This window comes from Enterobacter cloacae complex sp. IR53030 (assembly GCF_049238365.1).
GTDB lineage: Bacteria > Pseudomonadota > Gammaproteobacteria > Enterobacterales > Enterobacteriaceae > Enterobacter > Enterobacter kobei.
In genome coordinates this window covers 43,375-70,374 of the sequence record NZ_JBMKHA010000012.1, presented here as the reverse complement: position 1 = coordinate 70,374, position 27,000 = coordinate 43,375, and the positions used below count along the sequence as shown (strand labels likewise).

Genomic DNA, 27,000 nt, shown 5'->3' with positions numbered 1-27,000 from the left:
ATGTTCAAAGAATTCACACACAGCCCCATTATTAGCGGTGCTGCGAAGGTTGCCTTAACCGGCCTGCTTTTCTCTTTTTGCCAGTCAGGTTGGGCAGCAGAATGCCGAATGGGTGATGGCTATGGCGGTACAACAAAACTGGTCAACTCTGAATACTCGGGGGCAACAATTCGCTTACCCGATCAGGGGGCGTATATCAATGAAATCTTTACCGTTAACATCACGCCGGGCATCCAGATACATTGTGGCCCCGGGAATGACGGTTACAATCTGATGGCGCAAACCAGCCCTGAACTACTGGCAGGCAGCAAGTACAACGAGGGCATGTTTGCGACCAATATCCCCGGCATCTATTACAGCGTGAAGGTAAAAACCTCCGACACTGGAATCGGCGGCCTATTTGGAACGAATACTTCCGGCTGGTATACCACTGCAGCATGGGGGCAAAATACCCCTATACAGGACAGATGGATTAACACTTTCGTATACCTCTACGTCGGTTATGACTACCAAGGTAACCCGAACAGGGAAACCGTCATAAAACCGAAACCGGGTACTCTGGGGAAAATGTCGATAGGCGATCCCGCGGACAGCAATAACAAGCCCTGGACGTTCACAGTGGACGAGAACTCATTCCAGGTACCTATCGTATTGCCTACCTGTGATATCGTCATGCTGGGTAACGGCACGCACACGGTGGATCTGGGAGATTATTTTGTTTCCGACATCAGATACAAGCGCGTCAAGGACGTGCCTTTTAGCATAAATTTCAACGACTGCACCAGCGTGGCGCAATATACCACTAAGCTCACGACAACCAAACTGACGGGTATAGACCATGACCTTCTCGGCAATACGCTTTCAACAGGGGCGCAAGGTGCGGGCGTGAAGATCTTGTATAACAACGGAAACTCGCAGCTTATTCCCAATGATGCGAACTCGTCATATGTTATGACGGAAACAGGCGTCCCCACGTCGACGCAGATAAACTTCGTGGCCCAACTGATCGCAGATGGCAGCATGATCACCCCCGGCGCGTTTAGCGCCTCCGGCGTGTTCACCATCTCCTACAATTAATCCTACCCCTGCGGCTGATTGCTGATCAGCCGCGACATCGTCTCCAGCGAATCCGTTCTTAAGATATAGAGGCGTTTCAGTAGGAACGGATTATCCCCCGGCTTGACCTTCCCTTTCACCGTCGTTACCGCCAGATGAAAACCGGCGTCGTTCGCTGCCTTGATCGCTTTATTGTCATAGCCGCCAAACGGGTAAGAAAGGTACAGCACGCGCGGGTTGAACTGCGACAGCGCACGGCGGGAACGTTCAAAATCGAACAGGATCACGTGATAGCTGCGGCTCAATAAAATCGGGTGTTTATACCCATCCACGCGATGCAGGAAGTGAGTGTGAGACTGAATGTCGAACACGTCCTGTATGCCCTTAATTTCCTGAACGCTCATAAACTGCAGCGATTTTGGGTCCCACTTCTGCGGATGACCTTTGATGCGTGACGAAATGATAAACGCGGTCGCGTTGAAGCCATATTCTTTCAAAACCGGGTAAGCGTAACGGCTCACCGACTTCAGCCCATCGTCAAACGTAATCACCACCGCCTTCGCGGGCAGGTTCATCTTGTTACGCACGTAGCCTTCCAGCTGGTACATCGTCAGCGTCGCGTATCCCTGATCGCGAAGCCAGGTCATCTGGTTGCTGAACGCACGTACGCTGGTGGTCGTGGAGGTATGGCGAAAACGGGTGTTTTCTTCGTCGCGCAGAATATGGTGGTAGGTGAGAACCGGGATGCCGTTATCTTCCTGCGCATCCAGGCTGCTGATCCACGCCAGGCGATTGCCAATGCGGATTTGATACCACGTCTGATTCAGACGGTCTTTGAGCTTATTCAGAATGGGGTAACGCAGGTTGGCACTAAGGGTGCCAAAGGGCGCACTTCCGCTACTGGGCGCGTTATAGACGGGCGTATCTTTCCAGGTGATGAGGTTTTGGTTACTGAGCGGCTTATTCAGATCCCCCAGACTGTCCTCTACACGCTGCTTTCCCTGCACGTTTTCAAGGTGCGCTTTATCAATAAACCCCGTGCCGAACCCGAAGCGAAATTCATAATAATCCGCCGCGGCGGGAAAGACCGCGAGGATCTGCCCGGCGCGCACATTGCCCACGTTAACCACGTCGTTACCCACCTGGGCCCAGATGGCTGCATCCTCAGTGGTTTGCATATAGTGAGCAGGGAGACCTTGCTGACTCACCAGGCTGGCAGACGCCCCACCGGACACCAGCAGCAAAAGGATAAAGATAACGCGCATGAACATAGGATATAAATCGACACGGAAAATCAGTCGCCATTGTAGCAAAAGCGACATCAATACCAATGTTTAATGTTTATACAGATCGTGAAGCAGAACGAAAGGCGGATTCTTCTGCTGCTGGTGCCACAAGCTGCTCACTCCAGGCATTCCCTCCCCCACAATGGCGTGACGAAACTCCGCGCTGCTTAATGAGGCGCGAAGGGGATACATGGCTTCGAGTAAAGGCAGACTGATACCGGAGATCACTTCACAATTATCGTGCTTGTGGCTCAGCAACGCGGCGGCCCGATAAGGTGCAGCGCCTGATTTATCCGTCAGAAAAATTACCCCGTCGCCGGTGTCTGTTTCATGCAGCGCATCGCACATCATCCGGCTGAGCATGTTGGTGCTTAACCCACGCCAGTAATTAACCGCCCGGCATTGCACCAGCGGACCCAATCTGGCCTCAAGCTTGTCCAGCATTTCCTGCGCCTGTTCATCGTGGCAGGTGATAACCCATCCCAGCATAACTCTCTCCTTAGCAGGCAAGTAGTTTAGCGGAGTGAAGGTTAGCTTACGGTGATAACTGTCAAAGAAAGCGCCCGGCAAACAGAGCGTCGCCGGGCAAAAGGTTAGCTGCGAAGACCGCGACCGCGCTGAATCAGATACCAGCACAGCAGGTAGAACGCGACAATGAATACCCCCAGCACCGCCACCGTCGTAAACAGCGGTACATCGGTAATACCGAGGAAGCCAAAGCGGAAGCCGCTGATCATGTAGACGATCGGGTTCAGGTGCGACAGCGCCTGCCAGAAGGGCGGCAGCAGCGTCAGGGAGTAGAAAACCCCGCCGAGGTAGGTGAGCGGCGTCAGCACGAAGGTCGGGATCAGGCTGATGTCGTCAAACGTTTTGGCAAATACCGCGTTCAGCAGACCGGCCAGCGAGAACAGGATTGCCGTCAGAAGCAGCGTCAGCGCGACAAATAGCCAGGAGTGGACCTGGAACGGGACGAAGAACAGTGAAATCGCCGTCACCAGGATCCCCACGCACAAACCGCGCGCCACGCCGCCGCCCACGTACCCGGCGATAATCACATGCGTCGGCACGGGTGCCACCAGCAGCTCTTCAATATTGCGCTGGAATTTGGCGCTAAAGAACGACGACGCCACGTTCGCGTAGGCGTTGGTGATCACCGCCATCATGATCAGACCCGGCACGATAAATTGCATATAGGTAAAACCGTGCATCTCACCAATCCGGGAACCAATCAGATTACCGAAGATGATGAAATAGAGCGTCATGGTGATCACCGGTGGCACCAGGGTTTGCACCCAGATACGCATAAAGCGGTTAATCTCTTTCGCCCAGATGCTTTTCAGCGCGACCCAATAAAGATGCGTCATGCCTTGTCTCCTTGTTTATCCTGCACCAGAGAGACAAACAGCTCTTCCAGTCGGTTCGCTTTGTTACGCATACTTAAAACCTGAATCCCCTGCGCGCTCAGCTGAGAGAACACGCTGTTGATCCCCTGCTCGCGCAGCACTTCCACTTCCAGCGTCGAGGTATCCACCAGACGATACTGGTACCCTTCCAGCTTCGGCAGCGGGCTTTTTGCCGCCAGGTCGAGGATAAAGGTTTCTGATTTCAGCTTGGAAAGCAGGTTTTTCATCGAAGTGTTTTCCACCAGCTCGCCGTGCTGAATGATGCCGATGTTGCGGCACAGCATTTCAGCCTCTTCCAGATAGTGGGTAGTCAGAATAATGGTGGTGCCTTTATCGTTCAGATCCTTCAGGAAGCCCCACATCGAGCGGCGCAGTTCGATATCCACACCCGCGGTCGGTTCATCGAGGATCAGCAGTTTTGGCTCATGCATCAGCGCACGGGCAATCATCAGGCGACGTTTCATCCCGCCGGACAACATCCGCGCACGTTCGTTACGTTTTTCCCACAGGTCGAGCTGCTTCAAGTACTTTTCGCTGCGCTCCAGCGCCTCTTTGCGCTCAACGCCGTAATAACCCGCCTGGTTAACGACGATCTGCTGCACCGTCTCGAACGGGTTGAAGTTGAACTCCTGCGGTACCAGCCCCAGCTGGCGTTTGGCGTTAACCACATCTTTTTGCAGATCGTATCCGAACACGCTAACGCGGCCGGAGGTTTTGTTCACCAGCGAGCTGATGATCCCGATGGTGGTAGATTTCCCTGCCCCATTCGGCCCCAGAAGCGCGTAAAAATCCCCGGCCTCTACTTTAAGATCTATCCCGCGTAGCGCCTGAACGCCACCCGAATAGGTTTTTTTAAGCTGCTCAAGCTCCAGTGCAATTGCCATGAATTTAACTTACCTTCAGTTCTTACACACGTTGTGTGGTTTCATTAAAAGTCGGGTTACCCTATAGTAGCGCAACGCAATTACTTGGTTACAGGTCGCTAACCTCCATGAACGACATAGATACACTCATTAGCAACAATGCACTATGGTCAAAAATGCTGGTGGAGGAAGACCCCGGATTTTTTGGAAAACTCGCACAAGCCCAGAACCCGCGCTTTCTCTGGATTGGCTGTTCCGACAGCCGCGTGCCGGCGGAACGTCTGACTGGCCTTGAGCCAGGAGAACTGTTTGTTCACCGTAATGTCGCCAACCTGGTGATTCACACCGATCTCAACTGCCTGTCTGTGGTTCAGTATGCCGTTGACGTTCTGGAAGTCGAGCACATCATTATTTGTGGCCACTACGGCTGCGGCGGCGTGCAGGCGGCGGTTGAAAACCCGGAACTGGGATTGATTGATAACTGGCTGCTGCACATCCGCGATATCTGGTTCAAACATAGCTCACTGCTGGGCGAAATGCCGCAGGAGCGTCGCATGGACACTCTGTGCGAACTCAACGTGATGGAGCAGGTGTATAACCTTGGGCATTCGACCATCATGCAGTCAGCGTGGAAACGCGGGCAGAAGGTCTCTATCCACGGCTGGGCGTACGGTATTCACGATGGTCTGCTGCGCAATCTGGAAGTCACCGCCACCAACCGCGAAACGCTGGAACAGCGTTACCGCTCAGGGATTGCCAACCTCAAGCTTAAGCATGTGAACCACAAATAAGTGCACGTTAAAAAGCCGGGTGGCGCCGAGGTAAAAGCAAAACGGCAACCAGGTTGCCGTTTTTTGGGTTTGCTCCCTCTCCCTGTGGGAGAGGGCCGGGGTGAGGGCATCAGGCCGCACCCAACTCGTTTACTCGTCCAGTAATACCACTTTTCCCACATACGGCAGATGACGATAACGCTGTGCGTAGTCGATGCCGTAACCCACCACGAATTCGTCCGGAATGGAGAAACCGACAAACTCTACCGGGACCTGCACTTCGCGACGGTCAGGTTTATCCAGCAGCGTACAAATTGCCAGTGATTTCGGCTCGCGCAGGCTCAGGATCTCGCGCACTTTAGAGAGCGTGTTACCGGAGTCGATAATATCCTCCACGATCAACACGTCTTTGCCACGAATATCTTCATCCAGATCTTTCAGGATTTTCACATCACGGGTTGTGGACATGCCGCTGCCGTAGCTGGAGGCGGTCATAAAATCGACCTCGTGAGGCACCTGCACTTCACGGCACAGGTCCGCCATGAACATGAAAGAGCCACGCAACAGACCAACCAGCACCATTTCGCTGCCGCTGTCCTTGTAATGTTCGGTGATTTGACGACCCAGTTCGGCGATACGCGCTTTGATCTCGGCTTCCGGGATCATCACTTCAACAGTATGTTTCATATTACTAACCATATGATTTTAATGAAAATCTCTCAATGCAGATGAACTCACTTCAGGCATTGATACGCAAGCCAGCCATTATATCAGCAAATGGATAAGCCTGGCGTATGAGTTATAAAAAGCAAATATTGTGATTCCGATCACACTTGTTAATACCTATAATTAGTTGCTAGCAAATTATTAACAAAAACTGACGAGTACACTTTCTATGGCTGAAACACACTCTAAACAGCCGCGTCTACTGGTGACACTAACAGCGTTATTCGCCGCCTTCTGCGGCCTGTACCTGTTAATCGGTGGCGTCTGGCTGGTCGCGATCGGCGGCTCCTGGTACTACCCAATCGCGGGCCTGGTTATGCTTGGCGTAACCGTCCTGCTCTGGCGTAGAAAACAATCTGCACTGTGGCTGTATGCAGTTTTACTCCTCGCAACCATGATCTGGGGCGTCTGGGAAGTCGGCTTCGACTTCTGGGCACTGACGCCGCGCAGCGACATCCTGGTCTTCTTCGGTATCTGGCTGATCCTGCCGTTCGTCTGGCGTCGCCTGATTGTGCCTTCCCGCGGTGCCGTGGCGGCACTGCTGGTGGCGTTGCTCATCAGCGGCGGTATGCTCACCTGGGCCGGTTTTAACGATCCGCAGGAGATCAACGGGACGCTGAATGCGGAGTCTACCCCTGCGGCGGCTATCTCGCAGGTTGCTGACGGTGACTGGCCGGCCTATGGCCGTAACCAGGAAGGTCAGCGTTACTCCCCGCTTAAGCAGATCAACGCGGACAACGTTAAAAACCTGAAAGAAGCCTGGGTATTCCGCACCGGCGACCTGAAGATGCCGAACGATCCGGGCGAACTGACCAACGAAGTGACGCCAATTAAAGTCGGCAACATGCTTTATCTGTGTACGGCGCACCAGCGTCTGTTCGCGCTCGACGCGGCCACCGGTAAAGAAAAATGGCACTTCGATCCACAGCTGAATTCCAACCCGTCATTCCAGCACGTGACCTGCCGTGGCGTCTCTTACCACGAAGCGCGTGCGGATAATGCGAGCCCGGAAGTGGTTGCCGACTGTCCTCGCCGTATTATGCTGCCTGTGAACGATGGCCGTCTGTTTGCCATCAACGCAGAAACCGGCAAGCTGTGCGAAACCTTCGCCAACAAAGGTATCCTGAATCTGCAGACCAACATGCCGGACACCACGCCGGGTCTGTATGAACCGACTTCTCCGCCAATCATCACCGATAAAACCATCGTGATTGCCGGTTCAGTGACGGATAACTTCTCCACGCGTGAAACCTCGGGCGTGATCCGCGGCTTCGACGTGAATACCGGTAAACTGCTGTGGGCCTTCGATCCGGGCGCGAAAGATCCTAACGCGATCCCGTCAGACGAACACACGTTTACCTTCAACTCGCCAAACTCCTGGGCGCCTGCCGCGTATGACGCGAAGCTGGACCTGGTGTACCTGCCGATGGGTGTGACCACGCCAGATATCTGGGGCGGTAACCGTACGCCGGAGCAGGAGCGCTATGCGAGCGCCATCGTGGCGCTGAACGCGACGACCGGTAAGCTGGCATGGAGCTACCAGACCGTTCACCACGATCTGTGGGATATGGATATGCCGTCCCAGCCGACGCTGGCCGACATTACCGTTAACGGCAAAACCGTGCCGGTGATTTACGCCCCGGCGAAAACCGGCAACATCTTCGTGCTGGATCGCAGCAACGGCAAGCTGGTTGTGCCTGCGCCGGAAAAACCGGTTCCGCAGGGCGCGGCGAAAGGCGATTACGTCTCTAAAACGCAGCCGTTCTCTGACCTGAGCTTCCGTCCGAAGAAAGACCTGAGCGGGGCAGACATGTGGGGTGCCACCATGTTTGACCAGCTGGTATGCCGCGTGATGTTCCATCAGCTGCGCTATGAAGGCATCTTCACACCACCTTCTGAGCAGGGCACGCTGGTCTTCCCGGGTAACCTGGGGATGTTCGAATGGGGCGGTATTTCCGTCGACCCGAACCGTCAGGTTGCTATCGCCAACCCAATGGCGCTGCCGTTCGTTTCCCGCCTGATCCCACGCGGTCCGGGCAACCCAATGGAGCAGCCGAAAGATGCGAAAGGTAGCGGTACCGAAGCCGGTATCCAGCCGCAGTATGGCGTACCGTATGGCGTGACCCTGAACCCGTTCCTGTCACCGTTTGGTCTGCCGTGTAAACAGCCTGCCTGGGGTTACATCTCCGGTCTGGATCTGAAAACCAACCAGATTGTGTGGAAAAAACGTATTGGTACGCCACAGGACAGCATGCCGTTCCCGATGCCGGTTCCGGTGCCGTTCAATATGGGTATGCCAATGCTGGGTGGCCCAATCTCTACCGCCGGTAACGTGCTGTTCATCGCGGCAACCGCAGATAACTACCTGCGCGCGTACAACATGACCAATGGTGAGAAACTGTGGCAAGGCCGTCTGCCTGCGGGTGGACAGGCAACGCCGATGACCTATGAAGTGAATGGCAAGCAGTACGTTGTCATCTCTGCGGGTGGTCACGGTTCGTTTGGCACGAAGATGGGCGACTATATCGTCGCGTATGCGCTGCCTGACGACGCAAGGTAAAAGCAAAACGGCAACGAAAGTTGCCGTTTTTAGTGTGTGTTCCCTCTCCCCGTGGGAGAGGGTCAGGGTGAGGGCATCAGGCCGCACCAGCGAAAAGTAGGCCGGGTAAGGCGAAGCCGCCACCCGGCTTTTTTTATACGGTAAAACCGAGCATCATCCCCGTATCTTCATGCTCCAGCAGATGGCAATGCGCCATGTAGGCAAACTCCTTCGGCGCGTCGTGGTCAAACTTCACCAGCACCTCGCTCACGCCGCCCTCCACTCTCACGGTGTCCTTCCAGCCTGCGCGATGCGCATCCGGCGCGTTGCCGTTCTCAGAAAGAATGCGGAACTGCGTGCCGTGGATGTGGAACGGGTGCAGCATCATGTCGCCTTCGCCTGAAATCACCCAGCGCTCAAACTGCCCTTTTGTAGCGGCAAACATCGGCGTGTTCATATCAAACGCTTTACCGTTGATCTTATTGGCGTTGTGGAAATCAAAGCCATGACCGCCATGATCCATGCCGCCCATTTTGCCGTGGTCCATATTCATATGGCCCATCATCTGACCGTGATGCATTCCCGCCATTGCCTGATTGCCATACTTCTTCATCAGCGCCTGCATGCCCATCATGTCGAGCATCGGATCCATGGAGAGCTGAAGCTTGCGTTGCGTGAGCCCGTCAAGCGACGGGAGTGCAGGCAGCGTGGTTAACGTATCCGGCAGCGTGCCCGACGCGGTAACCAGTAACGGCTGAATGCGTAACACTGGATGCGGCTTATCAAATGGCGCAACCGCCATCCCCATCTGGCTGACCGGGAGGGTCACCAGGTCAAACGCCTTGCCGTCGCTGATATCCACCAGCACCTCAAAGCGCTCCCCCATGAGCATCGGCAGCGCATCCACTTTAACTGGCTCGGGCAGAAGCCCCCCGTCGCTGGCGACCACGTACAAAGGGCGTTTATCACTGGTCGCAAAATTAAGGGAACGCGCGTTACAGCCGTTAAGCAGACGTAAACGCAGCCAGCCTTTTGGCGCGGCGTGCTGAGGGTAAATCGCACCGTTGGTCAGCAGCGTATCCCCGAACCAGCCGACCGCCGCGCTCATGACGTCCAGCCGGTAGTCAATCTGCCCGTCTGCGGTGAATTTTTTGTCCTGCACAATCACCGGCACATCATCGATGCCCCACTGTTTCGGCAGACGCAGCAGGCGGCTTTCATCGTCTTCAATCAGCACCAGCCCGGCCAACCCCATCGCAACCTGATGGCCGGTTTTGCCATGCTGATGCGGATGGAACCAGCAGGTCGCCGCACGCTGCTCGGGCGTAAAAGTCACGCTACGTTTACCACCGGCCTTGATAATGCCCTGTGGTCCACCGTCGACTTCACCCGGCACTTCCAGCCCGTGCCAGTGGAGCGTCGTCTCTTCTGCGAGCGTGTTGTGGATATCCACCGTCACCGCTTTCCCTTTACGTAGCTGAAGCGCCGGACCGAGCAAATTGCCGTTATAGCCCCACGTCGTGGCGTTGTGCCCGCCAAAGGATGTTTGACCGGACTGAACAACGAGCTGGATACGGCTACGGGCGTCAGCGGTCAGTAAATCAGGGATGGGTAAGGCAGGTCTTTCAGCCGCGAAAACGGCGCGGCTCCAGAGTGGTAGTGCGCTGGCAGCCCCCAGCGCAACGGAATATTTTAAAAAATCACGACGTTGCATGTTCATTTCCTTATTTCCAGCAGGCGATCTTTTGAGCATAAACCCTCCCCTTACCGGAAGGTCAAGTCGGGCGGCAATAATAAAGATCGTCGCACTGGCATCAAGTATGCTAACGTTAATTTTCCGTGAAGAAGTGGTAGAAGCAATGAAGACGTTTTTCAGGACAATTTTGTTCGGTAGCCTGATGGCAATGTGTGCGAACAGCTATGCGCTCAGTGAAAATGAAGCGGAAGATATGGCCGACCTGACGGCGGTTTTTGTATTCCTGAAAAATGATTGTGGCTACCAGAATTTACCCAACGGGCAAATTCGCCGTGCGCTGGTCTTTTTCGCCCAGCAGAACCAATGGGATCTCAGCAACTACGACAGCTTTGACATGAAGGCGCTCGGTGAAGACAGTTACCGTGACTTGAGCGGTATTGGCATTCCCACGGCTAAAAAATGCAAAGCGCTGGCTCGTGATTCACTTAGCCTGCTCGCCTACGTGAAATAATCTTCCCGACGCCCCCTGTTCACCCTATAACCGTGCAACCATGGTTATAGTTAGCTATCATGTTTCGCTCATTTTTTATGAGTGTTACGGATGTTAACAAAGGAGGAGTCCGCGTATGGCCGACCACACGTTGTGGCATGAAACACTGCATGACCAGTTTGGTCAGTATTTTGCCGTTGATAACGTGCTCTATTATGAGAAAACCGATCACCAGGATCTCATCATCTTTGAGAATGCCGCTTTTGGCCGCGTCATGGCACTGGATGGCGTCGTACAAACGACCGAGCGTGACGAGTTTATCTATCACGAGATGATGACCCACGTTCCGCTGCTGGCGCACGGGCACGCGAAACACGTTCTGATTATCGGCGGTGGCGACGGCGCAATGCTGCGTGAAGTGTCCCGTCATCAATCGATTGAAACCATTACGATGGTCGAGATCGACGCGGGTGTGGTCTCTTTCTGCCGTCAGTACCTGCCCAACCACAATGCCGGTAGCTATGACGATCCGCGGTTTAACCTGGTGATTGACGACGGCGTTAACTTCGTTAACCAGACCTCGCAGACCTTTGACGTCATTATCTCCGACTGCACCGACCCTATCGGCCCGGGTGCATCGCTGTTTACCTCCTCGTTCTACGAAGGCTGTAAGCGCTGCCTGAACCCTGGCGGGATCTTTGTCGCACAAAACGGCGTCTGCTTCCTGCAGCAGGATGAAGCGCTCGACAGCCATCGCAAGCTCAGCACCTATTTTTCTGACGTCAGCTTCTATCAGGCGGCCATTCCTACCTATTACGGCGGGATCATGACCTTTGCCTGGGCGACGGATAACGACGTGCTGCGCCACCTCTCGACTGAAATTATTCAGGCCCGCTTCCATCAGGCTGGGCTCACATGCCGCTACTACAACCCGGCAATTCATACCGCCGCGTTTGCGCTGCCGCAGTACCTGCAAGACGCATTATCCACTAAGGGGGTGAGCTAATTGAAAAAGCTTAAACTGCATGGCTTTAACAACCTGACCAAAAGCCTGAGTTTTTGTATTTACGATATCTGCTATGCCAAAACAGCGGAAGAACGCGATGGTTACATCGCCTATATCGACGAACTCTACAACGCCAACCGTCTGACCGAGATCCTGACAGAAACCTGTTCAATCATTGGCGCCAACATCCTGAACATCGCGCGTCAGGATTACGAACCCCAGGGTGCCAGCGTGACCATTCTGGTCAGCGAAGAGCCGGTCGACCCTAAGCTTATCGACAAAACGGAGCATCCGGGCCCGCTGCCGGAAGTGGTCGTCGCGCACCTCGATAAAAGCCATATCTGCGTGCACACCTATCCGGAGAGCCACCCGGAAGGTGGGTTGTGTACTTTCCGGGCTGACATAGAAGTGTCGACCTGTGGCGTGATTTCCCCGCTGAACGCGCTGAACTATTTAATCCACCAGCTGGAATCGGACATCGTGACCATTGATTATCGCGTGCGCGGCTTTACCCGCGATATCAACGGGATGAAGCACTTCATCGACCATGAGATCAACTCCATCCAGAACTTTATGTCTGACGACATGAAGTCGCTGTATGACATGATGGATGTGAACGTGTATCAGGAAAACATCTTCCATACCAAGATGTTACTTAAGGAGTTTGACCTTAAGCACTACATGTTCCACACCCGTCCAGAAGATTTGAGCGAAGACGAGCGCAAGGCCATTACCGACCTGCTCTGGAAAGAGATGCGGGAAATCTACTACGGCCGCAATATTCCTGCCGTGTAACACGCATGCAAACGGATAAAGAAGGAAAAGCGATGATTTTTCCTTCTTTATTATTTTGTTTGTTTCTTAAACCGGCGTTTGTGCCAGTATCATCGCCGCTTCCGTACGATTTCTGACACCCAGTTGACGAAACAAGGCATGGAGATGATTCTTAACCGTTCCTTCCGCAATCCCCAGCACACGACAAATTTGTTTATTACTGTGTCCCTGCACAACAAGATGCAGGATCTCGCGCTGCCGGGGTGAGAGTGTGCGCAAAGGGGGCGGGGAATTATGCATTCGTATTAATTTATGCTCACGCAGGCAACTATCCGGTAAATATATTCTCCCTTGCCGCACCCATTCGATCGCCTGCAATAACTCTTCCGACTCCATTTTCTTTGTCAAAATCCCGGCAGCGCCATTCTCCAAAAAATAAATCGGGTTTACATTATCCAGCCGTGAAAAGTTCATCAACACGAAAACATGATCCGCCTGTGATGTTAACTGCGTTAATAATGCTATTTTTTTCTCAATCTCGTAATCAGCATCCAGAATAATAATATCAGCCCGGTTTTTTATTAAACCTTTCCAGACCTCATCTTCGCTATGTGCTGCTGTGATATGTAGTGCGGGCGCAAGTTCAGCCCAACGGCATCGGATGCCATGAATGAACAGCGGCAATTCATCATAAATAAGTATATTCATTGTCGTCCCACTTAAATAATCGTTATCTTGTTAGCGGCACTTAAAAACCTCATACAGACCTCAACGCGAGAGCTGCTGTGCGATGAAAAGCAATAACACCAGATGAAATTTTCAATTGCAGGAGTAATGCCGGTTTAATTTATTAAGCACAGCCCGTCACATTTCGCCATGTAACTTTCGATACAGACCACCCCATACAGACGGAATGATTTCTGAGAACATAACTTTACGCTCATAGATGCTTTATTCATCGATATCCATGATTAAGGGGCAGACATATTCTGCAACCACCAAAATATCGAGGAATGAATTATGCCAGATGCAAATGTTGATGCCGGATTTATAGGTTCAGTTATTAGTTCATTGCCGCTAGACAGTATGATTTCTGCGCCACTACAGGCAATGATTAAAGCCCAAACCCAGGCAGCAAAAAGTTATACCGATTTCTTATTAAGTGTCTGTATTAAGGACGGCAAGGCCGTTTCGGTACAGTTTGATTATGAGGAAACGCTCGTCGATGAGAAAGGCGTGACGACCGGTACGCAGACCAAAGTCATGCGTATTCCTCTGCTCGCGGCAGTCGTGCATCCCATCATCTGTATCGAAGAAGGGACTATCGACTTCGAGCTTGAGATCCACCAGAGCGCAGCCAGCAACGAAAGCAGCAGCCAGGAAGGCTCCCTGGAGGGCAAAATCGGCTGGGGTCCATTCTCCGTCAGCGTGAAGGGGAGTGTTAGCCATAAGTCAGAACAGACCCGCTCGACCGATACCCGAGCCAAATACTCCATCCACACCTCTGTAAAACGTCAGCCGATGCCGGAGGCGCTCAGCCGCGTGGTCGATTATCTGACAAATGCTGCCACCAAACCGGCACAACGCGCAGAAGATCAGCCTGCCACACTGCCTGCCACCAACAGTTCAGGTCTGATTACCCCAGCACCGGCCCCTGCCCCGGTCGCGCCGCCTCAAGGGGGTAATGGTTAACCCACACCACACATTCAAACGCATTTAATACCCCTGGCAGGTGCCCGGCTTACGGACACCTGCCTGAAGGAGAAAAAGCATGCCTGATTCACGTCGATTCTGGTTCAGCCGTAAATCGCCCGACGCTGTAACGCCTGAAACCAGTCCCGAAATCCCGACGGATAAACCGACAACGCTGTCATCAGAAGATCCACCGGACATAACGCCGTCCCATGCTCCCTCCGGCGAAAACGGCAACACCGGAGGCAATGACGGGGGAAATAACGGCGGTGCCGGTGGAGGCGATAACGGTACGCCGCCGCCTCCTGCCGGCAACAAGGGCAACCACGCTATGGGCTTAGATACCCTGGTACAAGGGCTCCAGCACGCGGCTTTCAGTGCCAACCAGTATATGACCCATCAGTACATCGCCGTGCTCTCCCAGTTGTTTGAGCAGGCTCCGGACGGTAGCTACAAACCCGACTACGCCGAGCTTCAGCTGGATGATGAGCATCGTTTGAACGTGCCGCTGGTAACGCTTGCACCACCGCGCAATCTCTCGATGGAGAGAATGAAGATGCGCCTGACCGTTCGCGGTGATGCGACCGAATCCATAAGCACGCTAACGGGACAGGGAGAGCGTGGCCACTTCCTCGTCACCATGGCGCCCCAGCCCCATGAAGGTAAAACGGACACCCAAAACATTGATATTGAAATTGATTTTGTCGCTCAGGAGCCGCCAGAAGCGGTGCTGCGCCTGCTTGATGAATTCATCCACCGTATGACTCCCGTCCCCGTAAAGGAGAAAAACCATGAGTGATGCTTTGAAAACAACGGGCAATGGCGGCATTGCCCTTATCAAACAGTATGAAGGCCTGCGTTTAACCACCTACAAAGATGCCGTCGGCATTCCAACCATCGGTTATGGCCATGTCGAAAACCCGATCCCACCAGGCGGCACGCGAACCATCACCGCTGAAGACGCGGAGCAGATCCTACGTGAGGACTTGCAGCGTTTTGAGCATGACGTCAACAACATGCTGACGGTGGAAGTCACCCAGAACCAGTTCGATGCCCTGGTGAGCTTCGCCTTTAACCTGGGGCCAGCCAATCTAAAGAGTTCAACCCTGTTGCGCAAAGTGAACAGCGGAGACTTCAACGGCGCAGCTGAAGAATTTCCGAAATGGAACCATGCCGGTGGCCAGGTTCTGGCGGGCCTGACTGCACGTCGGAACGCTGAAAAAAACCTGTTTTTATCCTGATCAATCACGAGGTGTAACATGATAATTCGAATTCTTTCCTGGTGTGCTGACTCCTTTACGCACGAGGCAGACGACCTGCGAGGGGCGGATGAAGATCTGCTGGCACACGCCAAAGAGCGGATGGAATTCCGCCTGAGTCAGGTCAGTGCTCAGCTCAAAACGGTACTGGAAACCGACACCGGCAGCTGGGATCATACCTTTGTCACGCTTCCAGAATTCTTCTGGAATACCCGCTGGAGTAATGTGCACAGTGAAGATGACATCATGAAGCTCGGTGATTTCTACATGAGCAATGTCAGCGACTACGTTAACAGACTGATTGATGCCTTCCCTGCCCGTTCCGGGGATCCCTCCTCTGCCATCACCTTTCTGGCGGGAACCTGTGCCATCCTGTATCGAGACGATGACGAGAGTGAGAAGACGCCCTGCCACGACGCCGTTTTTCACGCCGTGAACTGGCTGCTGTGCGGGCAAAATACCCGTAGCGATAAATCCCTGACGATGTGGCCGAAACGCTACGTTTCCACGATTGATTTCTTTCCTCAGACGGACAGCCACGCGATCCCGGGGCATATTTCTGCCCAATTGCCGGATGGTCAGATCATTCATATCGGCGACAGCAGCGAAGTGTCGGCAGAATCATTGCATGGGATCGTTGTCACCGATTACTTCACCAATACTTATGCGGGCGATAAGCCGTTCAGCATTGATATCTGTCTGGATTACTTCACGCAGGGGAATGTTCGCCCGGCGGGCTGGGAGCAACGGATAGCGGAGCTGCAGAGCAAAAACAGCGACATTGATTTTCTGATCGCCTGCGGAATGCCGGTCAGCGATCCGCCGCAAAACCCGGGTGGGGTGAAATTCCTTGTACGTAACGACGGTATGCCAGTCGCCTCCCAATGCCAGGCGTGGTCATTCAGCGCCGGGAGGGCAACGCCGGTTGCAGCGACCAACCCTACCGCTAATTTTGTGAGATTTTTAATGTAGCGTGAAACCCGCAGATTCCCTCCGGTACTCTCCGGAGGGAATTTCCGTTACTTCTGTTTCATAAACGCCCGGTACGCAGCTACCACCTGCAGAAAGTCCTCGACGCCGCACAGCGACAGGCTCTCTTCATCGTAGTAGCTCATCCCCTCTTCCATCTCATCACCCGAAAACTCCAGCTGGTTGGCGCGCACCATCACCTCTTCGCCATCCATCCACAGCGTGTATTCATGTCCGGCACGTTGCCAGGAGCGTTCACTGCCTTTTACCGTCTTCGCCGCCTGTTCAACTTCATCCAGCAGCGCGAGATCCTCTTTCACCTCTTCGTTAAACCAGTGGCCAACGGCTTCGTGCCCCATCGACATACGCACTTTCACCACTCCGGTGATGTCGCGCAGAAATTCGTAATCCATAGTATTTTCCTCTGCAAAGCCATTAGGGTAATTATCGCAGCAGAGAGGAAGAAAAAAAGCGGGGGAGGCGGGAGGAATGAAAATAAAAAGTGAGAGCAAGACCCTGCGGCCTGATGCCCTCACCCTGCCCCTCTCCCACGGGAGAGGGTGCAAACACTAAAAACCGTCTCAACAGAGACGGTTTTGCCGTTTATACCGCGGTCTGGAAGATAACCCCGTCAGCCTTCTCGGTGTACTGAGAGAGCTGGTCGAAGTTCAGATAGCGATAGGTGTCCACCGCCGTCTTATCTACCTGAGCCACAAAGGTCTGGTACTCTTCCGGCGTTGGCAGCTTGCCAATCAGCGCCGCAACCGCAGCCAGCTCCGCAGAAGCCAGGTAAACGTTCGCACCGGTACCTAAACGGTTCGGGAAGTTACGGGTAGAGGTGGAGACCACCGTCGCACCGTCCGCCACGCGCGCCTGGTTACCCATACACAGGGAACAACCAGGGATTTCGATACGCGCACCACTCTTACCAAACACGCTGTAGTAACCTTCTTCCGTCAGCTGTGCGGCATCCATACGGGTTGGCGGTGCCACCCACAGGCGGGTCGGCAGCTGGCCTTTATGGGTATCCAGCAGCTTACCGGCAGCACGGAAGTGACCGATGTTGGTCATGCAGGAGCCGATGAACACTTCGTCGATCTTATCGCCCTGCACATCAGAGAGCAGACGCGCATCGTCAGGATCGTTCGGCGCACATAGGATTGGCTCTTTGATATCCGCCAGATCGATGTCGATCACTGCCGCATACTCTGCGTCAGCGTCCGCTTCCAGCAGCTGCGGATCCGCCAGCCATTTCTCCATGCCCTGGATACGACGCTCCAGCGTACGACGGTCGCCGTAGCCTTCTGCAATCATCCACTTCAGCAGCACGATGTTGGAGGTCAGATACTCAATAATCGGCTCTTTGTTCAGCTTGATGGTACAGCCCGCCGCAGAACGCTCAGCGGAGGCATCGGTCAGCTCGAACGCCTGCTCCACTTTCAGATCCGGCAGACCTTCGATTTCCAGAATGCGGCCAGAGAAGATGTTTTTCTTCCCTTTCTTCTCAACGGTCAGCAGGCCCTGTTTAATCGCATACAGCGGGATCGCGTGAACCAGGTCGCGCAGAGTGATACCCGGCTGCATTTTACCTTTGAAGCGCACCAGCACTGATTCCGGCATATCCAGCGGCATCACGCCGGTCGCAGCCGCAAATGCCACCAGACCGGAGCCCGCCGGGAAGGAGATACCGATAGGGAAACGGGTGTGGGAGTCACCACCGGTACCCACGGTATCCGGCAGCAGCATGCGGTTCAGCCAGGAGTGGATAACACCGTCACCCGGACGCAGGGAGACACCGCCACGGTTCATGATGAAGTCTGGCAGCGTGTGGTGCGTGGTCACGTCAACCGGCTTCGGATACGCCGCTGTGTGACAGAAGGACTGCATCACCAGATCAGAAGAGAAGCCCAGGCACGCCAGGTCTTTCAGTTCGTCACGGGTCATTGGGCCGGTGGTGTCCTGAGACCCCACGGAAGTCATTTTCGGCTCGCAGTATGCGCCAGGGCGAATACCCGCAACGCCGCATGCGCGACCCACCATTTTCTGCGCCAGCGAATAACCACGGTTGCTTTCCGCAACATCTTTCGCGTGACGGAACACGTCTGAGTGCGGCAGGCCCAGCGCTTCACGCGCTTTGGTGGTCAGGCCACGACCAATGATCAGCGGGATACGGCCACCGGCACGCACTTCGTCGATCAGCACGTCGGTTTTCAGCTCGAAGCTTGCCAGTAGTTCGTTAGTGTCGTGGTTACGCACTTCGCCTTTATACGGGTAAACGTCAATCACGTCGCCCATGTTCAGGTTACTGACATCCACTTCAATCGGCAGCGCACCTGCATCTTCCATGGTGTTAAAGAAGATAGGGGCAATTTTGCCGCCGAGGCACAGGCCGCCGCCGCGCTTGTTAGGCACGTGCGGAATGTCGTCACCCATGAACCACAGCACGGAGTTGGTCGCGGACTTACGGGAAGAACCGGTACCCACAACATCACCCACATAGGCCAGCGGGAAACCTTTCTCCTGAAGCGCTTCGATCTGTTTGATCGGGCCGACGCTACCCGGCTGATCCGGCTCAATGCCTTCACGGGCATTCTTCAGCATCGCCAGGGCGTGCAGAGGGATATCAGGACGAGACCACGCATCCGGCGCCGGAGAGAGGTCATCGGTGTTGGTTTCACCGGTCACTTTGAAGACGGTCACGGTAATTTTTTCAGCCAGGGCCGGACGGTTGAGGAACCATTCGGCATCCGCCCAGGACTGCATCACCTGCTTCGCATAGACATTGCCCGCTTTGGCTTTTTCTTCGACATCGTAGAAGTTATCGAACATCAGCAGCGTTGAAGAGAGCGCTTTCGCGGCAATCGGTGCCAGCGTGTCGTTATCCAGCGCGTCAATCAGCGGATGAATGTTGTAACCACCCTGCATAGTGCCGAGCAGTTCAATGGCTTTTTCAGGAGTAACCAGTGGGGAGGTGGCTTCGCCTTTGGCGATAGCAGCAAGGAATCCGGCTTTTACGTAGGCAGCTTCATCTACGCCAGGCGGTACGCGGTTGATCAGCAGATCTAACAGGAATTCTTCTTCGCCCTTAGGCGGGTTCTTCAGCAGCTCGACGAGCGCGGCCATTTGGGTTGCATCTAACGGTTTGGGTACAATTCCCTCGGCGGCACGTTCTGCTACGTGCTTACGGTATTCTTCTAGCACGACGGTTCTCCTCGCTCTCATTGTCATATGCGGCGGGCGTTCTCTTCACGCTCCTGTGAGACAGCAGTTTGTAGGGTAAATGCCCGATACCGCGTCGGGCAGCATAGCAGGATTTCTGCACAGTGTTAATCTGTTTACAAAAAAGCAACATTAAAATATTTGCTGAATCGTTAAGCATGGTGTAGCGGGGAAACGAGACGAAATAAAGCGCCCCCCCTCCTGTTACTCCCGGTCGATCACAGGAAAGGGTTTCTAAATCCCCGGCGGTTTTTTCCGCATCACATATAATTGCGTAATAAATATTCACACTCTTTGTCCGGACAAAATCGACGCTTCCCAAGAAAAGTCAAAACCGTAAAAGACGGGTGAATAATACTCACGCCAACCGTAACGCCTCACGGCACAGCGCTTGTCTCGTTGGAGTCACTATATGAAGTTGCCCTTTAAGCCACATCTGCTCGTCCTTCTGTGCAGTACCGGGCTGTTTGCCGCCTCTGGCGTGATGTTTGTCAAAAGCCGTGCATCAGAGCCTGTCGCTCCCGCGCCTGTCGCCCAACAACAGGTGGCAACACCTGCGGCCCAACCCGCTCCCGTTGTCGCACCAGCTTACACGGCCGCGCAAATCGATCAGTGGGTCGCCCCGATTGCGCTCTACCCGGACGCGCTGCTGTCTCAAATTTTAATGGCATCGACCTATCCGGCCAACGTTATCCAGGCCGCGCAGTGGTCAAAAGATAACCCCAACATGCAGGGCGATGCCGCGATTCAGGCGGTGGCGAGCCAGCCGTGGGATCCCAGCGTGAAATCGCTGGTGGCGTTTCCTCAGTTAATGTCGCTGATGGGCGGAAATCCACCGTGGGTACAAAACCTCGGCGATGCGTTTCTCGCGCAGCCGAAGGACGTGATGGATTCCGTTCAGCGCCTGCGCGCGCTGGCGCAGAAGACCGGCGCTTTACAATCCACGCCTCAGCAGACGGTCACCACCGTGACAAAACCGGCGCCAGCGAAAACTACCTCCAGCGAGTCAACCACATCTACCGCGCCCGCCCCCACGGTCATTAAAATTGAATCCGCTGACCCGCAGGTCGTTTACGTCCCCACCTATAACCCCAATACGGTTTACGGTACCTGGCCAAACACCGCGTATCCGCCAACCTATCTCCCGCCCTCGCCTGGCGAGCAATTTACCGACAGCCTGGTGAAAGGCTTAGGCTTTAGCCTGGGCGTGGCGACAACCTACGCCATTTTCAGCAATATCGACTGGGATGACGATGATGACTGGGATCATCACCATCATGACGATGACTGGGATCACGGCGGCTATAATCGCAACGGTGATAACAACATCAATATTAACGTTCAGAACTTTAATAAAATCAGTGGTCAGCGTCTGACGGACGCCAGCCGCACCTGGCAGCACAACCCGGCCTATCGGGAAGGTGTGCCCTACCCGACAAACCAGCTCAACACGCGCTTCCACTCCACCAACACGGCTACGGGGCTCAGCGCAACACAGCAAAAACCGGTTAACCGCGATAGCCAGCGTCAGGCCGCCCTCAGCCAGATGGAGAAATCGACAGGCAAAACCTTCCCACAGACAGCGCACCCGGGGATTAAAGATGCACAGCGGCAGGCCTCAAGCGAACAGCTGAAGCAGATTTCTCAGCGCAGTAACTACCGTGGCTATGACACCAAACCTCAGACGGCGAAGCGGACAACCACACAGCAGCGCGAAAACCGCCAGACCGCAACGCAGCGACAGGAGAAACGAATCTCACAACCTGCGCAGCAACACGCGCTACAGCAGCGAACCAGTCAGCCCCGGGCGAATGCGCTGAGCGGTAACGACAGTCGCTCCGCCAACTGGCAAGCCCAGCAGCAGCGTGGTTCGCAAAGCAGACAACTGGCTGCCCGTCATCAGCCGCCGCGTCAGGCATCCGCCGGACGTGTTGAACACCGTGAATTCCGTCATCGTTAAGGGAGCAAACATGAAAAATAAACTTCTCTGTGGAATGGTGGTGTTCATGATGTCGGCGTCCGCGATGGCGCAGCAATCTTTCAGCACGCCAGAACAGGCAACAGATGCGCTGGCCAGCGCCATCAGCGAGCAAAACGAAAGTGCGATGAGCAATCTGCTCGGCGAAAACTGGCGCGACTTTCTGCCGCCTGAAGGGGTAGATCCTGATGCCGTTGCTCGCTTCCTGCGTGACTGGAAAGTCCGGCACAACACGGTCGTCGAGGGTAACACAGCACATCTTGCTGTCGGAGACAGCGGCTGGCAGCTTCCCATCCCGGTGGTTAAAACCGCTTCCGGCTGGCAATTTGACATGAAAGAAGGGGCCGAGGAGATCCTGACCCGCGAGATTGGGCGTAACGAGCTTGCCGCCATTGAAGCCTTACATGCCTATGTGGATGCCCAGCAGAGCTATTTTGCGCTGAACCAGAAATACGCGCAGAAAATTGTCAGCGCGGACGGGAAAAAGGATGGTTTGTACTGGCCCGTCTCGCCAGGCGAAACGCCAAGCCCACTTGGTCCGGCGTTCAGTCCGAAAGAGCCTGGGGCGGGATACCACGGCTATCGCTTCCGCATCCTGCCGGATAATAACGGTTTCGCGATGGCGGCCTGGCCGGTCAGCTATGGTCAAACCGGCGTGATGAGCTTCGTGATAAACCAGAGCGACAAGGTTTACCAGTCCGATCTCGGCCGCGATTCTGAGCAGAAAGTCCGGGCGATGACCGCGTATAGCCCGGATAAAACCTGGCAGCCTGTCGAACCCTGAGTAACGTCAACGGACCACGTTTTGTAGGCCGGGTAAGGCGAAGCCGCCACCCGGCTGTTTTACTTACAGAATATTTGCCACCGATTTCGCCAACTGCGCTTCCAGAACTGGTTTCGCTTCTTCGAATTTCAAATTGACCTTGTTAGCATTCGATACCACGCGGGTCTGATACTTCGCGCGATCGCCCTGCTCGCTGCTGGTTTGCAGCTTCACGCCGGACGTACCCTGACGCAGCGCCGCAATGTTATCGGTGGTGACTTTCGCTTTGCTACGCTCAGAGATCTGCAGGTCGGTAACCATGGTGTAGTTCACATCTTCTACCATCGCATCTGCCGCCATGCCAATTAGCCCAGCCGCCAGACCCACGCCCAGCGCGGCGCCAGAGGAGTTGCTGTTGTAGGCGGTAATACCGGCACCCAGAGCGGCCCCCACGGCGGCGCCTTCATAGCCGGTTTTCAGGTAGCCCTGAGACTCGCGCAGGTCCATTTTGTCTGCTTTAAGGACGTTAGCCTGCACCCAGTAGTATGCGCTGTCAGGTGAGGACGTTACCTTATACCCTTTAGCGCTCAGATCGTTTGCCAGCAGCGTCTGGAGGTTGCTCATGTCTTTATCGGAGGTGTTTTTAACCTGGATGTAGACCGTTTTTTCACTGGAAGGCTCAAGCCAGATGGTCTCACTCATCTGGGTTTTCACTTCCAGGTTGCGTTTTTTCACGGCTGTCGTCATCGCGCCACATCCGGTCAGCGTCATGACTGACGCCAGTAAGCCAATTCCCACAACTTTCTTTAAAGACATGCGTTTTCCTTTTTTCGTGTAATTAAAAGTCCAGAACCCCTGAACAGCGCAGCCAGTAGCCACACAACGGTGAAAAAAGTATCGGCAGATGAAGAGGAATTTTTAGCGGAAATATCAACGAGATGACTACCAATTTGGGTAGTTTCAGGGCAAAAAAAACGCCTCCGGAGAGGCGTTTAGCAATCAAAAGAAACTTATTTCTTCTTCGCTTTCGCGTTTGGCAGGTCGGTGATGCTACCTTCAAACACTTCTGCCGCCAGGCCCACGGACTCGTGCAGAGTCGGGTGAGCGTGGATGGTCAGCGCGATGTCTTCCGCGTCGCAACCCATTTCGATCGCCAGACCGATTTCACCCAGCAGCTCGCCGCCGTTGGTCCCGACAATCGCACCACCGATCACGCGGTGAGTCTCTTTGTCGAAGATCAGTTTGGTCATACCGTCTGCGCAGTCGGAAGCGATAGCACGGCCAGAAGCAGCCCACGGGAAGGTGGCGGTTTCGTAGCTGATGCCTTTCTCTTTCGCTTCTTTCTCAGTCAGACCCACCCATGCCACTTCTGGCTCGGTGTACGCGATAGATGGGATCACTTTCGGATCGAAGTAGTGTTTCATGCCGGCGATAACTTCAGCGGCAACGTGACCTTCGTGAACACCTTTGTGCGCCAGCATTGGCTGACCGACGATATCGCCGATAGCAAAGATGTGCGGCACGTTAGTGCGCAGCTGTTTGTCAACGCGGATAAAACCACGGTCGTCCACTTCCACGCCAGCTTTGCCCGCGTCGAGGTTTTTACCGTTCGGCACACGGCCGATAGCCACCAGCACGGCGTCGTAACGCTGTGGTTCGGATGGGGCTTTTTTGCCTTCCATGGAAACGTAAATACCGTCTTCTTTGGCTTCAACGGCAGTTACTTTGGTTTCCAGCATCAGGTTGAATTTCTTGCTGATACGTTTGGTGAAGACTTTAACGATGTCTTTGTCTGCAGCCGGGATAACCTGGTCGAACATTTCAACCACGTCAATGTCTGAACCCAGCGCATGGTACACGGTACCCATTTCCAGACCGATGATACCGCCGCCCATAACCAGAAGGCGCTTAGGAACAGTTTTCAGCTCCAGTGCATCGGTGGAATCCCACACGCGCGGATCTTCATGTGGAATGAATGGCAGTTCGATTGGGCGAGAACCTGCCGCGATGATCGCGTTGTCGAAGTTGATCACGGTTTTGCCGTTTTCGCCTTCCACTTCCAGGGTGTTCGCACCGGTGAATTTACCCAGACCGTTTACCACTTTCACTTTACGGCCTTTGGCCATACCCGCCAGACCGCCGGTCAGCTGAGTGATAACTTTCTCTTTCCAGGTACGAATTTTGTCGATATCGGTTTTCGGCTCGCCGAAGACGATACCGTGTTCAGCCAGCGCTTTGGCTTCTTCGATCACTTTCGCGACGTGCAGCAGCGCTTTAGAAGGGATACAGCCGACGTTCAGACAAACACCACCGAGGGTGCTGTAACGTTCTACGATGACGGTTTCCAGACCTAAATCCGCGGCGCGGAATGCTGCGGAATAACCTGCCGGGCCTGCCCCAAGTACTACGACCTGAGTTTTGATTTCTGTGCTCATCATGACCTCTTAATTTATACCCGTCGTCCACCGGGTCGTTCTATCCGCCCGCATTTTACAAAATTGTTAACAATTTTGAAACAACAAACGGCTCATGAATTTTTGCTTACGCCAGTAACCTCAAAAACAGCATGAGATTACCAGAAAAAAGCCGGCCGACTGGCCGGCTTTTCGATTACATCACCAGGCGGCGAATGTCGCTCAGCATGTTGTTGATGATGGTGATGAAACGCGCACCATCAGCACCGTCGATCACGCGGTGGTCGAAGGACAGAGAGATTGGCATCATCAGACGCGGCACAAACTCTTTACCATTCCACACCGGCTCCATCGCGGACTTGGACACACCGAGGATAGCCACTTCCGGCGCGTTCACAATCGGCGCGAAGTGGGTAGTGCCCAGGCCGCCGATGCTGGAGATAGTGAAGCAGCCGCCCTGCATTTCGCCGGCAGTCAGCTTACCATCACGCGCTTTTTTGGAGATGGTGGTCAGTTCACGGGACAGCTCAGTGATGCTCTTCTTGTTCACGTCCTTGAAGACCGGAACAACCAGACCATTTGGCGTATCAACCGCAACACCGATGTTGATGTATTTCTTCAGCGTCAGCTTCTGGCCGTCTTCAGACAGGGAGCTGTTGAAGCGTGGCATCTGCTCAAGTGCAGCGGCAACGGCTTTCATGATGAAGACCACTGGGGTGAATTTCACGTCCAGTTTACGCTTCTCAGCTTCGGCGTTCTGCTGTTTACGGAACGCTTCCAGATCGGTGATATCGGTTTTGTCGAAGTGCGTAACGTGCGGGATCATCACCCAGTTACGGCTCAGGTTAGCACCAGAGATTTTCTGGATACGGCCCAGTTCCACTTCTTCGATTTCGCCGAACTTGCTGAAGTCCACTTTCGGCCATGGCAGCATGCCCGGGATACCGCCGCCAGCGGCTGCAGCAGGTGCAGCTTCGGCACGTTTCACCGCGTCTTTCACGTAGGTCTGAACGTCTTCGCGCAGGATACGACCCTTACGGCCAGTCCCTTTCACTTTCGCCAGGTTCACACCGAACTCGCGCGCCAGGCGACGAATCAGCGGGGTGGCGTGGACATACGCGTCGTTTTCAGCGAACTCAGATTTTTCTGCTTTCGCAGCAGGGGCAGCAGCAGGTTTAGCAGCCTGAGCCGGTGCAGGAGCCGGTGCTGGAGCAGCAGCGGCTGCCGGAGCGGCGGCAGGCGCAGCGCCTTCCACTTCGAAGACCATGATCAGAGAGCCGGTAGACACTTTGTCGCCAGTGCTGATTTTGATCTCTTTAACGGTACCCGCGAACGGCGCAGGAACTTCCATGGAAGCTTTATCGCCTTCAACGGTGATCAGTGACTGTTCAGCGGCAACTTTGTCGCCCACTTTCACCATCACTTCCGTCACTTCAACTTCGTCACCGCCGATGTCCGGTACGTTAACGTCTTTCGCGCCGCCAGCAGCAGCCGGTGCAGCGGCCGGAGCCGGAGCAGCAGCCTGAGCAGGCGCGGAAGCAGGTGCAGCACCCGCCACTTCGAAGACCATGATCAGGGAGCCTGTAGACACTTTGTCACCGGTGTTGATCTTGATCTCTTTAACGGTACCCGCGAACGGCGCAGGGACTTCCATAGAGGCTTTGTCACCTTCTACGGTGATCAGTGACTGCTCAGCCGCAACGGTGTCGCCCACTTTCACCAGGATTTCGGTGACTTCAACTTCGTCACCGCCGATGTCAGGCACGTTCACTTCTTTTGCTGCGGCGGCAGCTGCTGGAGCAGCAGCCGGAGCGGCTTCTTTCTTCTCTTCCTGCGCAGGTGCAGCAGCTGCTGCACCGTCGGCGGAATCGAAAATCATGATCAGTTTGCCGGTCTCGGTTTTATCGCCAACAGAGACTTTAATCTCTTTAACGATGCCAGCCTGAGGAGACGGGACTTCCATAGAGGCTTTATCGCCTTCTACGGTGATCAGCGACTGTTCAGCTTCAACTTTGTCGCCCACTTTGACCAGGATCTCGGTGATTTCAACTTCATCAGCCCCGATGTCCGGTACATTGATTTCGATAGCCATTATTC

24 protein-coding genes are annotated in these 27,000 nt (G+C 54.4%); 12 read left to right on the top strand and 12 right to left on the bottom strand.

Annotated elements, in window-relative coordinates:
• Positions 1-1,077: a fimbrial protein gene (locus tag ACOTXR_RS13730; protein ID WP_172971200.1), complete on the top strand. Its 1,077-nt coding sequence runs from the start codon at positions 1-3 to the stop codon at positions 1,075-1,077.
• A gap of 2 nt (positions 1,078-1,079) precedes the next feature.
• Here ACOTXR_RS13730 and ACOTXR_RS13725 read toward each other — a convergent pair whose 3' ends face one another.
• From ACOTXR_RS13725 to ACOTXR_RS13710, 4 genes are all read right to left on the bottom strand, one after another.
• Positions 1,080-2,327 carry a polysaccharide deacetylase family protein gene (locus ACOTXR_RS13725; protein ID WP_014882590.1) on the bottom strand — a complete coding sequence of 416 codons (1,248 nt, stop codon included), beginning with the start codon at positions 2,325-2,327 and terminating at the stop codon, positions 1,080-1,082.
• A 63-nt stretch (positions 2,328-2,390) separates the two neighbouring features.
• Positions 2,391-2,831, bottom strand: coding sequence for a PTS sugar transporter subunit IIA (locus ACOTXR_RS13720; protein WP_014882589.1), 441 nt, complete (start codon positions 2,829-2,831; stop codon positions 2,391-2,393).
• A 104-nt stretch (positions 2,832-2,935) separates the two neighbouring features.
• Complete coding sequence (locus ACOTXR_RS13715) at positions 2,936-3,706, bottom strand: ABC transporter permease (protein ID WP_023332106.1); 771 nt, start codon at positions 3,704-3,706, stop codon at positions 2,936-2,938.
• Positions 3,703-4,629, bottom strand: coding sequence for an ABC transporter ATP-binding protein (locus ACOTXR_RS13710; protein ID WP_023332105.1), 927 nt, complete (start codon positions 4,627-4,629; stop codon positions 3,703-3,705). The genes ACOTXR_RS13715 and ACOTXR_RS13710 overlap by 4 nt, the downstream gene beginning before the upstream one ends.
• Positions 4,630-4,736: 107 nt before the next feature.
• Between ACOTXR_RS13710 and can the strand changes: the two genes are divergently transcribed.
• The gene (gene can / locus ACOTXR_RS13705) at positions 4,737-5,399 is read left to right on the top strand and encodes a carbonate dehydratase (RefSeq protein WP_014882586.1); all 663 of its coding nucleotides are present in this window, start codon (positions 4,737-4,739) and stop codon (positions 5,397-5,399) included.
• 129 nt (positions 5,400-5,528) lie between these two features.
• On the opposite strand, the gene hpt is transcribed toward can, so the two are convergent.
• A complete protein-coding gene (hpt, locus tag ACOTXR_RS13700) occupies positions 5,529-6,065 on the bottom strand; it encodes a hypoxanthine phosphoribosyltransferase (RefSeq protein WP_014882585.1) in 537 nt (178 codons plus the stop codon).
• A gap of 208 nt (positions 6,066-6,273) precedes the next feature.
• Here hpt and ACOTXR_RS13695 point away from each other — a divergent pair, with 208 nt between their 5' ends.
• Complete coding sequence (locus tag ACOTXR_RS13695; RefSeq protein WP_032637492.1) at positions 6,274-8,664, top strand: glucose/quinate/shikimate family membrane-bound PQQ-dependent dehydrogenase; 2,391 nt, start codon at positions 6,274-6,276, stop codon at positions 8,662-8,664.
• A gap of 133 nt (positions 8,665-8,797) precedes the next feature.
• Here ACOTXR_RS13695 and cueO read toward each other — a convergent pair whose 3' ends face one another.
• Positions 8,798-10,357 carry a multicopper oxidase CueO gene (cueO, locus tag ACOTXR_RS13690; protein WP_058690739.1) on the bottom strand — a complete coding sequence of 520 codons (1,560 nt, stop codon included), beginning with the start codon at positions 10,355-10,357 and terminating at the stop codon, positions 8,798-8,800.
• A 145-nt stretch (positions 10,358-10,502) separates the two neighbouring features.
• Between cueO and ACOTXR_RS13685 the strand changes: the two genes are divergently transcribed.
• The 3 genes from ACOTXR_RS13685 to speD all read left to right on the top strand — a co-directional run bounded on the left by ACOTXR_RS13685 (position 10,503) and on the right by speD (position 12,630).
• Positions 10,503-10,850: a YacC family pilotin-like protein gene (locus ACOTXR_RS13685; RefSeq protein WP_014882582.1), complete on the top strand. Its 348-nt coding sequence runs from the start codon at positions 10,503-10,505 to the stop codon at positions 10,848-10,850.
• Between the two features lie 115 nt (positions 10,851-10,965).
• Positions 10,966-11,835, top strand: a complete 870-nt coding sequence (gene speE / locus ACOTXR_RS13680) for a polyamine aminopropyltransferase (RefSeq protein WP_200923830.1) — start codon at positions 10,966-10,968, stop codon at positions 11,833-11,835.
• On the top strand, positions 11,836-12,630 hold the full coding sequence (gene speD, locus ACOTXR_RS13675; RefSeq protein ID WP_014882580.1) for an adenosylmethionine decarboxylase: 795 nt from the start codon (positions 11,836-11,838) through the stop codon (positions 12,628-12,630).
• A gap of 66 nt (positions 12,631-12,696) precedes the next feature.
• Here the strand turns inward: speD and ACOTXR_RS13670 are convergent, their stop codons facing one another.
• The gene (locus ACOTXR_RS13670; RefSeq protein ID WP_014882579.1) at positions 12,697-13,317 is read right to left on the bottom strand and encodes a LuxR C-terminal-related transcriptional regulator; all 621 of its coding nucleotides are present in this window, start codon (positions 13,315-13,317) and stop codon (positions 12,697-12,699) included.
• A gap of 312 nt (positions 13,318-13,629) precedes the next feature.
• Here ACOTXR_RS13670 and ACOTXR_RS13665 point away from each other — a divergent pair, with 312 nt between their 5' ends.
• From ACOTXR_RS13665 to ACOTXR_RS13650, 4 genes are all read left to right on the top strand, one after another.
• Positions 13,630-14,301: a DUF2589 domain-containing protein gene (locus ACOTXR_RS13665; protein ID WP_023332101.1), complete on the top strand. Its 672-nt coding sequence runs from the start codon at positions 13,630-13,632 to the stop codon at positions 14,299-14,301.
• Positions 14,302-14,380: 79 nt separating this feature from the next.
• A complete protein-coding gene (locus ACOTXR_RS13660) occupies positions 14,381-15,100 on the top strand; it encodes a DUF2589 domain-containing protein (protein ID WP_058690738.1) in 720 nt (239 codons plus the stop codon).
• A complete protein-coding gene (locus ACOTXR_RS13655) occupies positions 15,093-15,542 on the top strand; it encodes a lysozyme (RefSeq protein ID WP_023332099.1) in 450 nt (149 codons plus the stop codon). The genes ACOTXR_RS13660 and ACOTXR_RS13655 overlap by 8 nt, the downstream gene beginning before the upstream one ends.
• Before the next feature lie 18 nt (positions 15,543-15,560).
• Entirely contained in the window at positions 15,561-16,532 is a 972-nt protein-coding gene (locus ACOTXR_RS13650; RefSeq protein ID WP_058690737.1) for a hypothetical protein, read from the top strand.
• A gap of 47 nt (positions 16,533-16,579) precedes the next feature.
• Here ACOTXR_RS13650 and yacL read toward each other — a convergent pair whose 3' ends face one another.
• Both yacL and acnB read right to left on the bottom strand, forming a co-directional pair.
• On the bottom strand, positions 16,580-16,942 hold the full coding sequence (yacL, locus tag ACOTXR_RS13645) for a protein YacL (protein ID WP_014882574.1): 363 nt from the start codon (positions 16,940-16,942) through the stop codon (positions 16,580-16,582).
• A gap of 190 nt (positions 16,943-17,132) precedes the next feature.
• On the bottom strand, positions 17,133-19,730 hold the full coding sequence (gene acnB, locus ACOTXR_RS13640; protein WP_023332097.1) for a bifunctional aconitate hydratase 2/2-methylisocitrate dehydratase: 2,598 nt from the start codon (positions 19,728-19,730) through the stop codon (positions 17,133-17,135).
• 430 nt (positions 19,731-20,160) lie between these two features.
• Here acnB and ACOTXR_RS13635 point away from each other — a divergent pair, with 430 nt between their 5' ends.
• Positions 20,161-21,708, top strand: a complete 1,548-nt coding sequence (locus ACOTXR_RS13635) for a DUF3300 domain-containing protein (RefSeq protein ID WP_058690736.1) — start codon at positions 20,161-20,163, stop codon at positions 21,706-21,708.
• A 10-nt stretch (positions 21,709-21,718) separates the two neighbouring features.
• Entirely contained in the window at positions 21,719-22,510 is a 792-nt protein-coding gene (locus tag ACOTXR_RS13630; RefSeq protein ID WP_058690735.1) for a DUF2950 family protein, read from the top strand.
• A gap of 63 nt (positions 22,511-22,573) precedes the next feature.
• Here the strand turns inward: ACOTXR_RS13630 and traT are convergent, their stop codons facing one another.
• From traT to aceF, 3 genes are all read right to left on the bottom strand, one after another.
• Entirely contained in the window at positions 22,574-23,305 is a 732-nt protein-coding gene (gene traT, locus ACOTXR_RS13625) for a conjugal transfer complement resistance protein TraT (protein ID WP_014882569.1), read from the bottom strand.
• Positions 23,306-23,499: 194 nt separating this feature from the next.
• Positions 23,500-24,924, bottom strand: a complete 1,425-nt coding sequence (gene lpdA, locus ACOTXR_RS13620) for a dihydrolipoyl dehydrogenase (protein WP_023332094.1) — start codon at positions 24,922-24,924, stop codon at positions 23,500-23,502.
• A 175-nt stretch (positions 24,925-25,099) separates the two neighbouring features.
• Positions 25,100-26,995, bottom strand: coding sequence for a pyruvate dehydrogenase complex dihydrolipoyllysine-residue acetyltransferase (gene aceF / locus ACOTXR_RS13615; protein ID WP_058690734.1), 1,896 nt, complete (start codon positions 26,993-26,995; stop codon positions 25,100-25,102).
• Positions 26,996-27,000: the final 5 nt, after the last annotated feature.

Coding starts and splice junctions, on each gene's coding strand:
- ACOTXR_RS13730 (WP_172971200.1), top strand. CDS start 1: ATGTTCAAAGAATTCACACACAGCCCCATTATTAGCGGTGCTGCGAAG.
- ACOTXR_RS13725 (WP_014882590.1), bottom strand. CDS start 2,327: ATGTTCATGCGCGTTATCTTTATCCTTTTGCTGCTGGTGTCCGGTGGG.
- ACOTXR_RS13720 (WP_014882589.1), bottom strand. CDS start 2,831: ATGCTGGGATGGGTTATCACCTGCCACGATGAACAGGCGCAGGAAATG.
- ACOTXR_RS13715 (WP_023332106.1), bottom strand. CDS start 3,706: ATGACGCATCTTTATTGGGTCGCGCTGAAAAGCATCTGGGCGAAAGAG.
- ACOTXR_RS13710 (WP_023332105.1), bottom strand. CDS start 4,629: ATGGCAATTGCACTGGAGCTTGAGCAGCTTAAAAAAACCTATTCGGGT.
- can (WP_014882586.1), top strand. CDS start 4,737: ATGAACGACATAGATACACTCATTAGCAACAATGCACTATGGTCAAAA.
- hpt (WP_014882585.1), bottom strand. CDS start 6,065: ATGAAACATACTGTTGAAGTGATGATCCCGGAAGCCGAGATCAAAGCG.
- ACOTXR_RS13695 (WP_032637492.1), top strand. CDS start 6,274: ATGGCTGAAACACACTCTAAACAGCCGCGTCTACTGGTGACACTAACA.
- cueO (WP_058690739.1), bottom strand. CDS start 10,357: ATGCAACGTCGTGATTTTTTAAAATATTCCGTTGCGCTGGGGGCTGCC.
- ACOTXR_RS13685 (WP_014882582.1), top strand. CDS start 10,503: ATGAAGACGTTTTTCAGGACAATTTTGTTCGGTAGCCTGATGGCAATG.
- speE (WP_200923830.1), top strand. CDS start 10,966: ATGGCCGACCACACGTTGTGGCATGAAACACTGCATGACCAGTTTGGT.
- ACOTXR_RS13670 (WP_014882579.1), bottom strand. CDS start 13,317: ATGAATATACTTATTTATGATGAATTGCCGCTGTTCATTCATGGCATC.
- ACOTXR_RS13665 (WP_023332101.1), top strand. CDS start 13,630: ATGCCAGATGCAAATGTTGATGCCGGATTTATAGGTTCAGTTATTAGT.
- ACOTXR_RS13660 (WP_058690738.1), top strand. CDS start 14,381: ATGCCTGATTCACGTCGATTCTGGTTCAGCCGTAAATCGCCCGACGCT.
- ACOTXR_RS13655 (WP_023332099.1), top strand. CDS start 15,093: ATGAGTGATGCTTTGAAAACAACGGGCAATGGCGGCATTGCCCTTATC.
- ACOTXR_RS13650 (WP_058690737.1), top strand. CDS start 15,561: ATGATAATTCGAATTCTTTCCTGGTGTGCTGACTCCTTTACGCACGAG.
- yacL (WP_014882574.1), bottom strand. CDS start 16,942: ATGGATTACGAATTTCTGCGCGACATCACCGGAGTGGTGAAAGTGCGT.
- ACOTXR_RS13635 (WP_058690736.1), top strand. CDS start 20,161: ATGAAGTTGCCCTTTAAGCCACATCTGCTCGTCCTTCTGTGCAGTACC.
- ACOTXR_RS13630 (WP_058690735.1), top strand. CDS start 21,719: ATGAAAAATAAACTTCTCTGTGGAATGGTGGTGTTCATGATGTCGGCG.
- traT (WP_014882569.1), bottom strand. CDS start 23,305: ATGTCTTTAAAGAAAGTTGTGGGAATTGGCTTACTGGCGTCAGTCATG.
- lpdA (WP_023332094.1), bottom strand. CDS start 24,924: ATGAGCACAGAAATCAAAACTCAGGTCGTAGTACTTGGGGCAGGCCCG.
- aceF (WP_058690734.1), bottom strand. CDS start 26,995: ATGGCTATCGAAATCAATGTACCGGACATCGGGGCTGATGAAGTTGAA.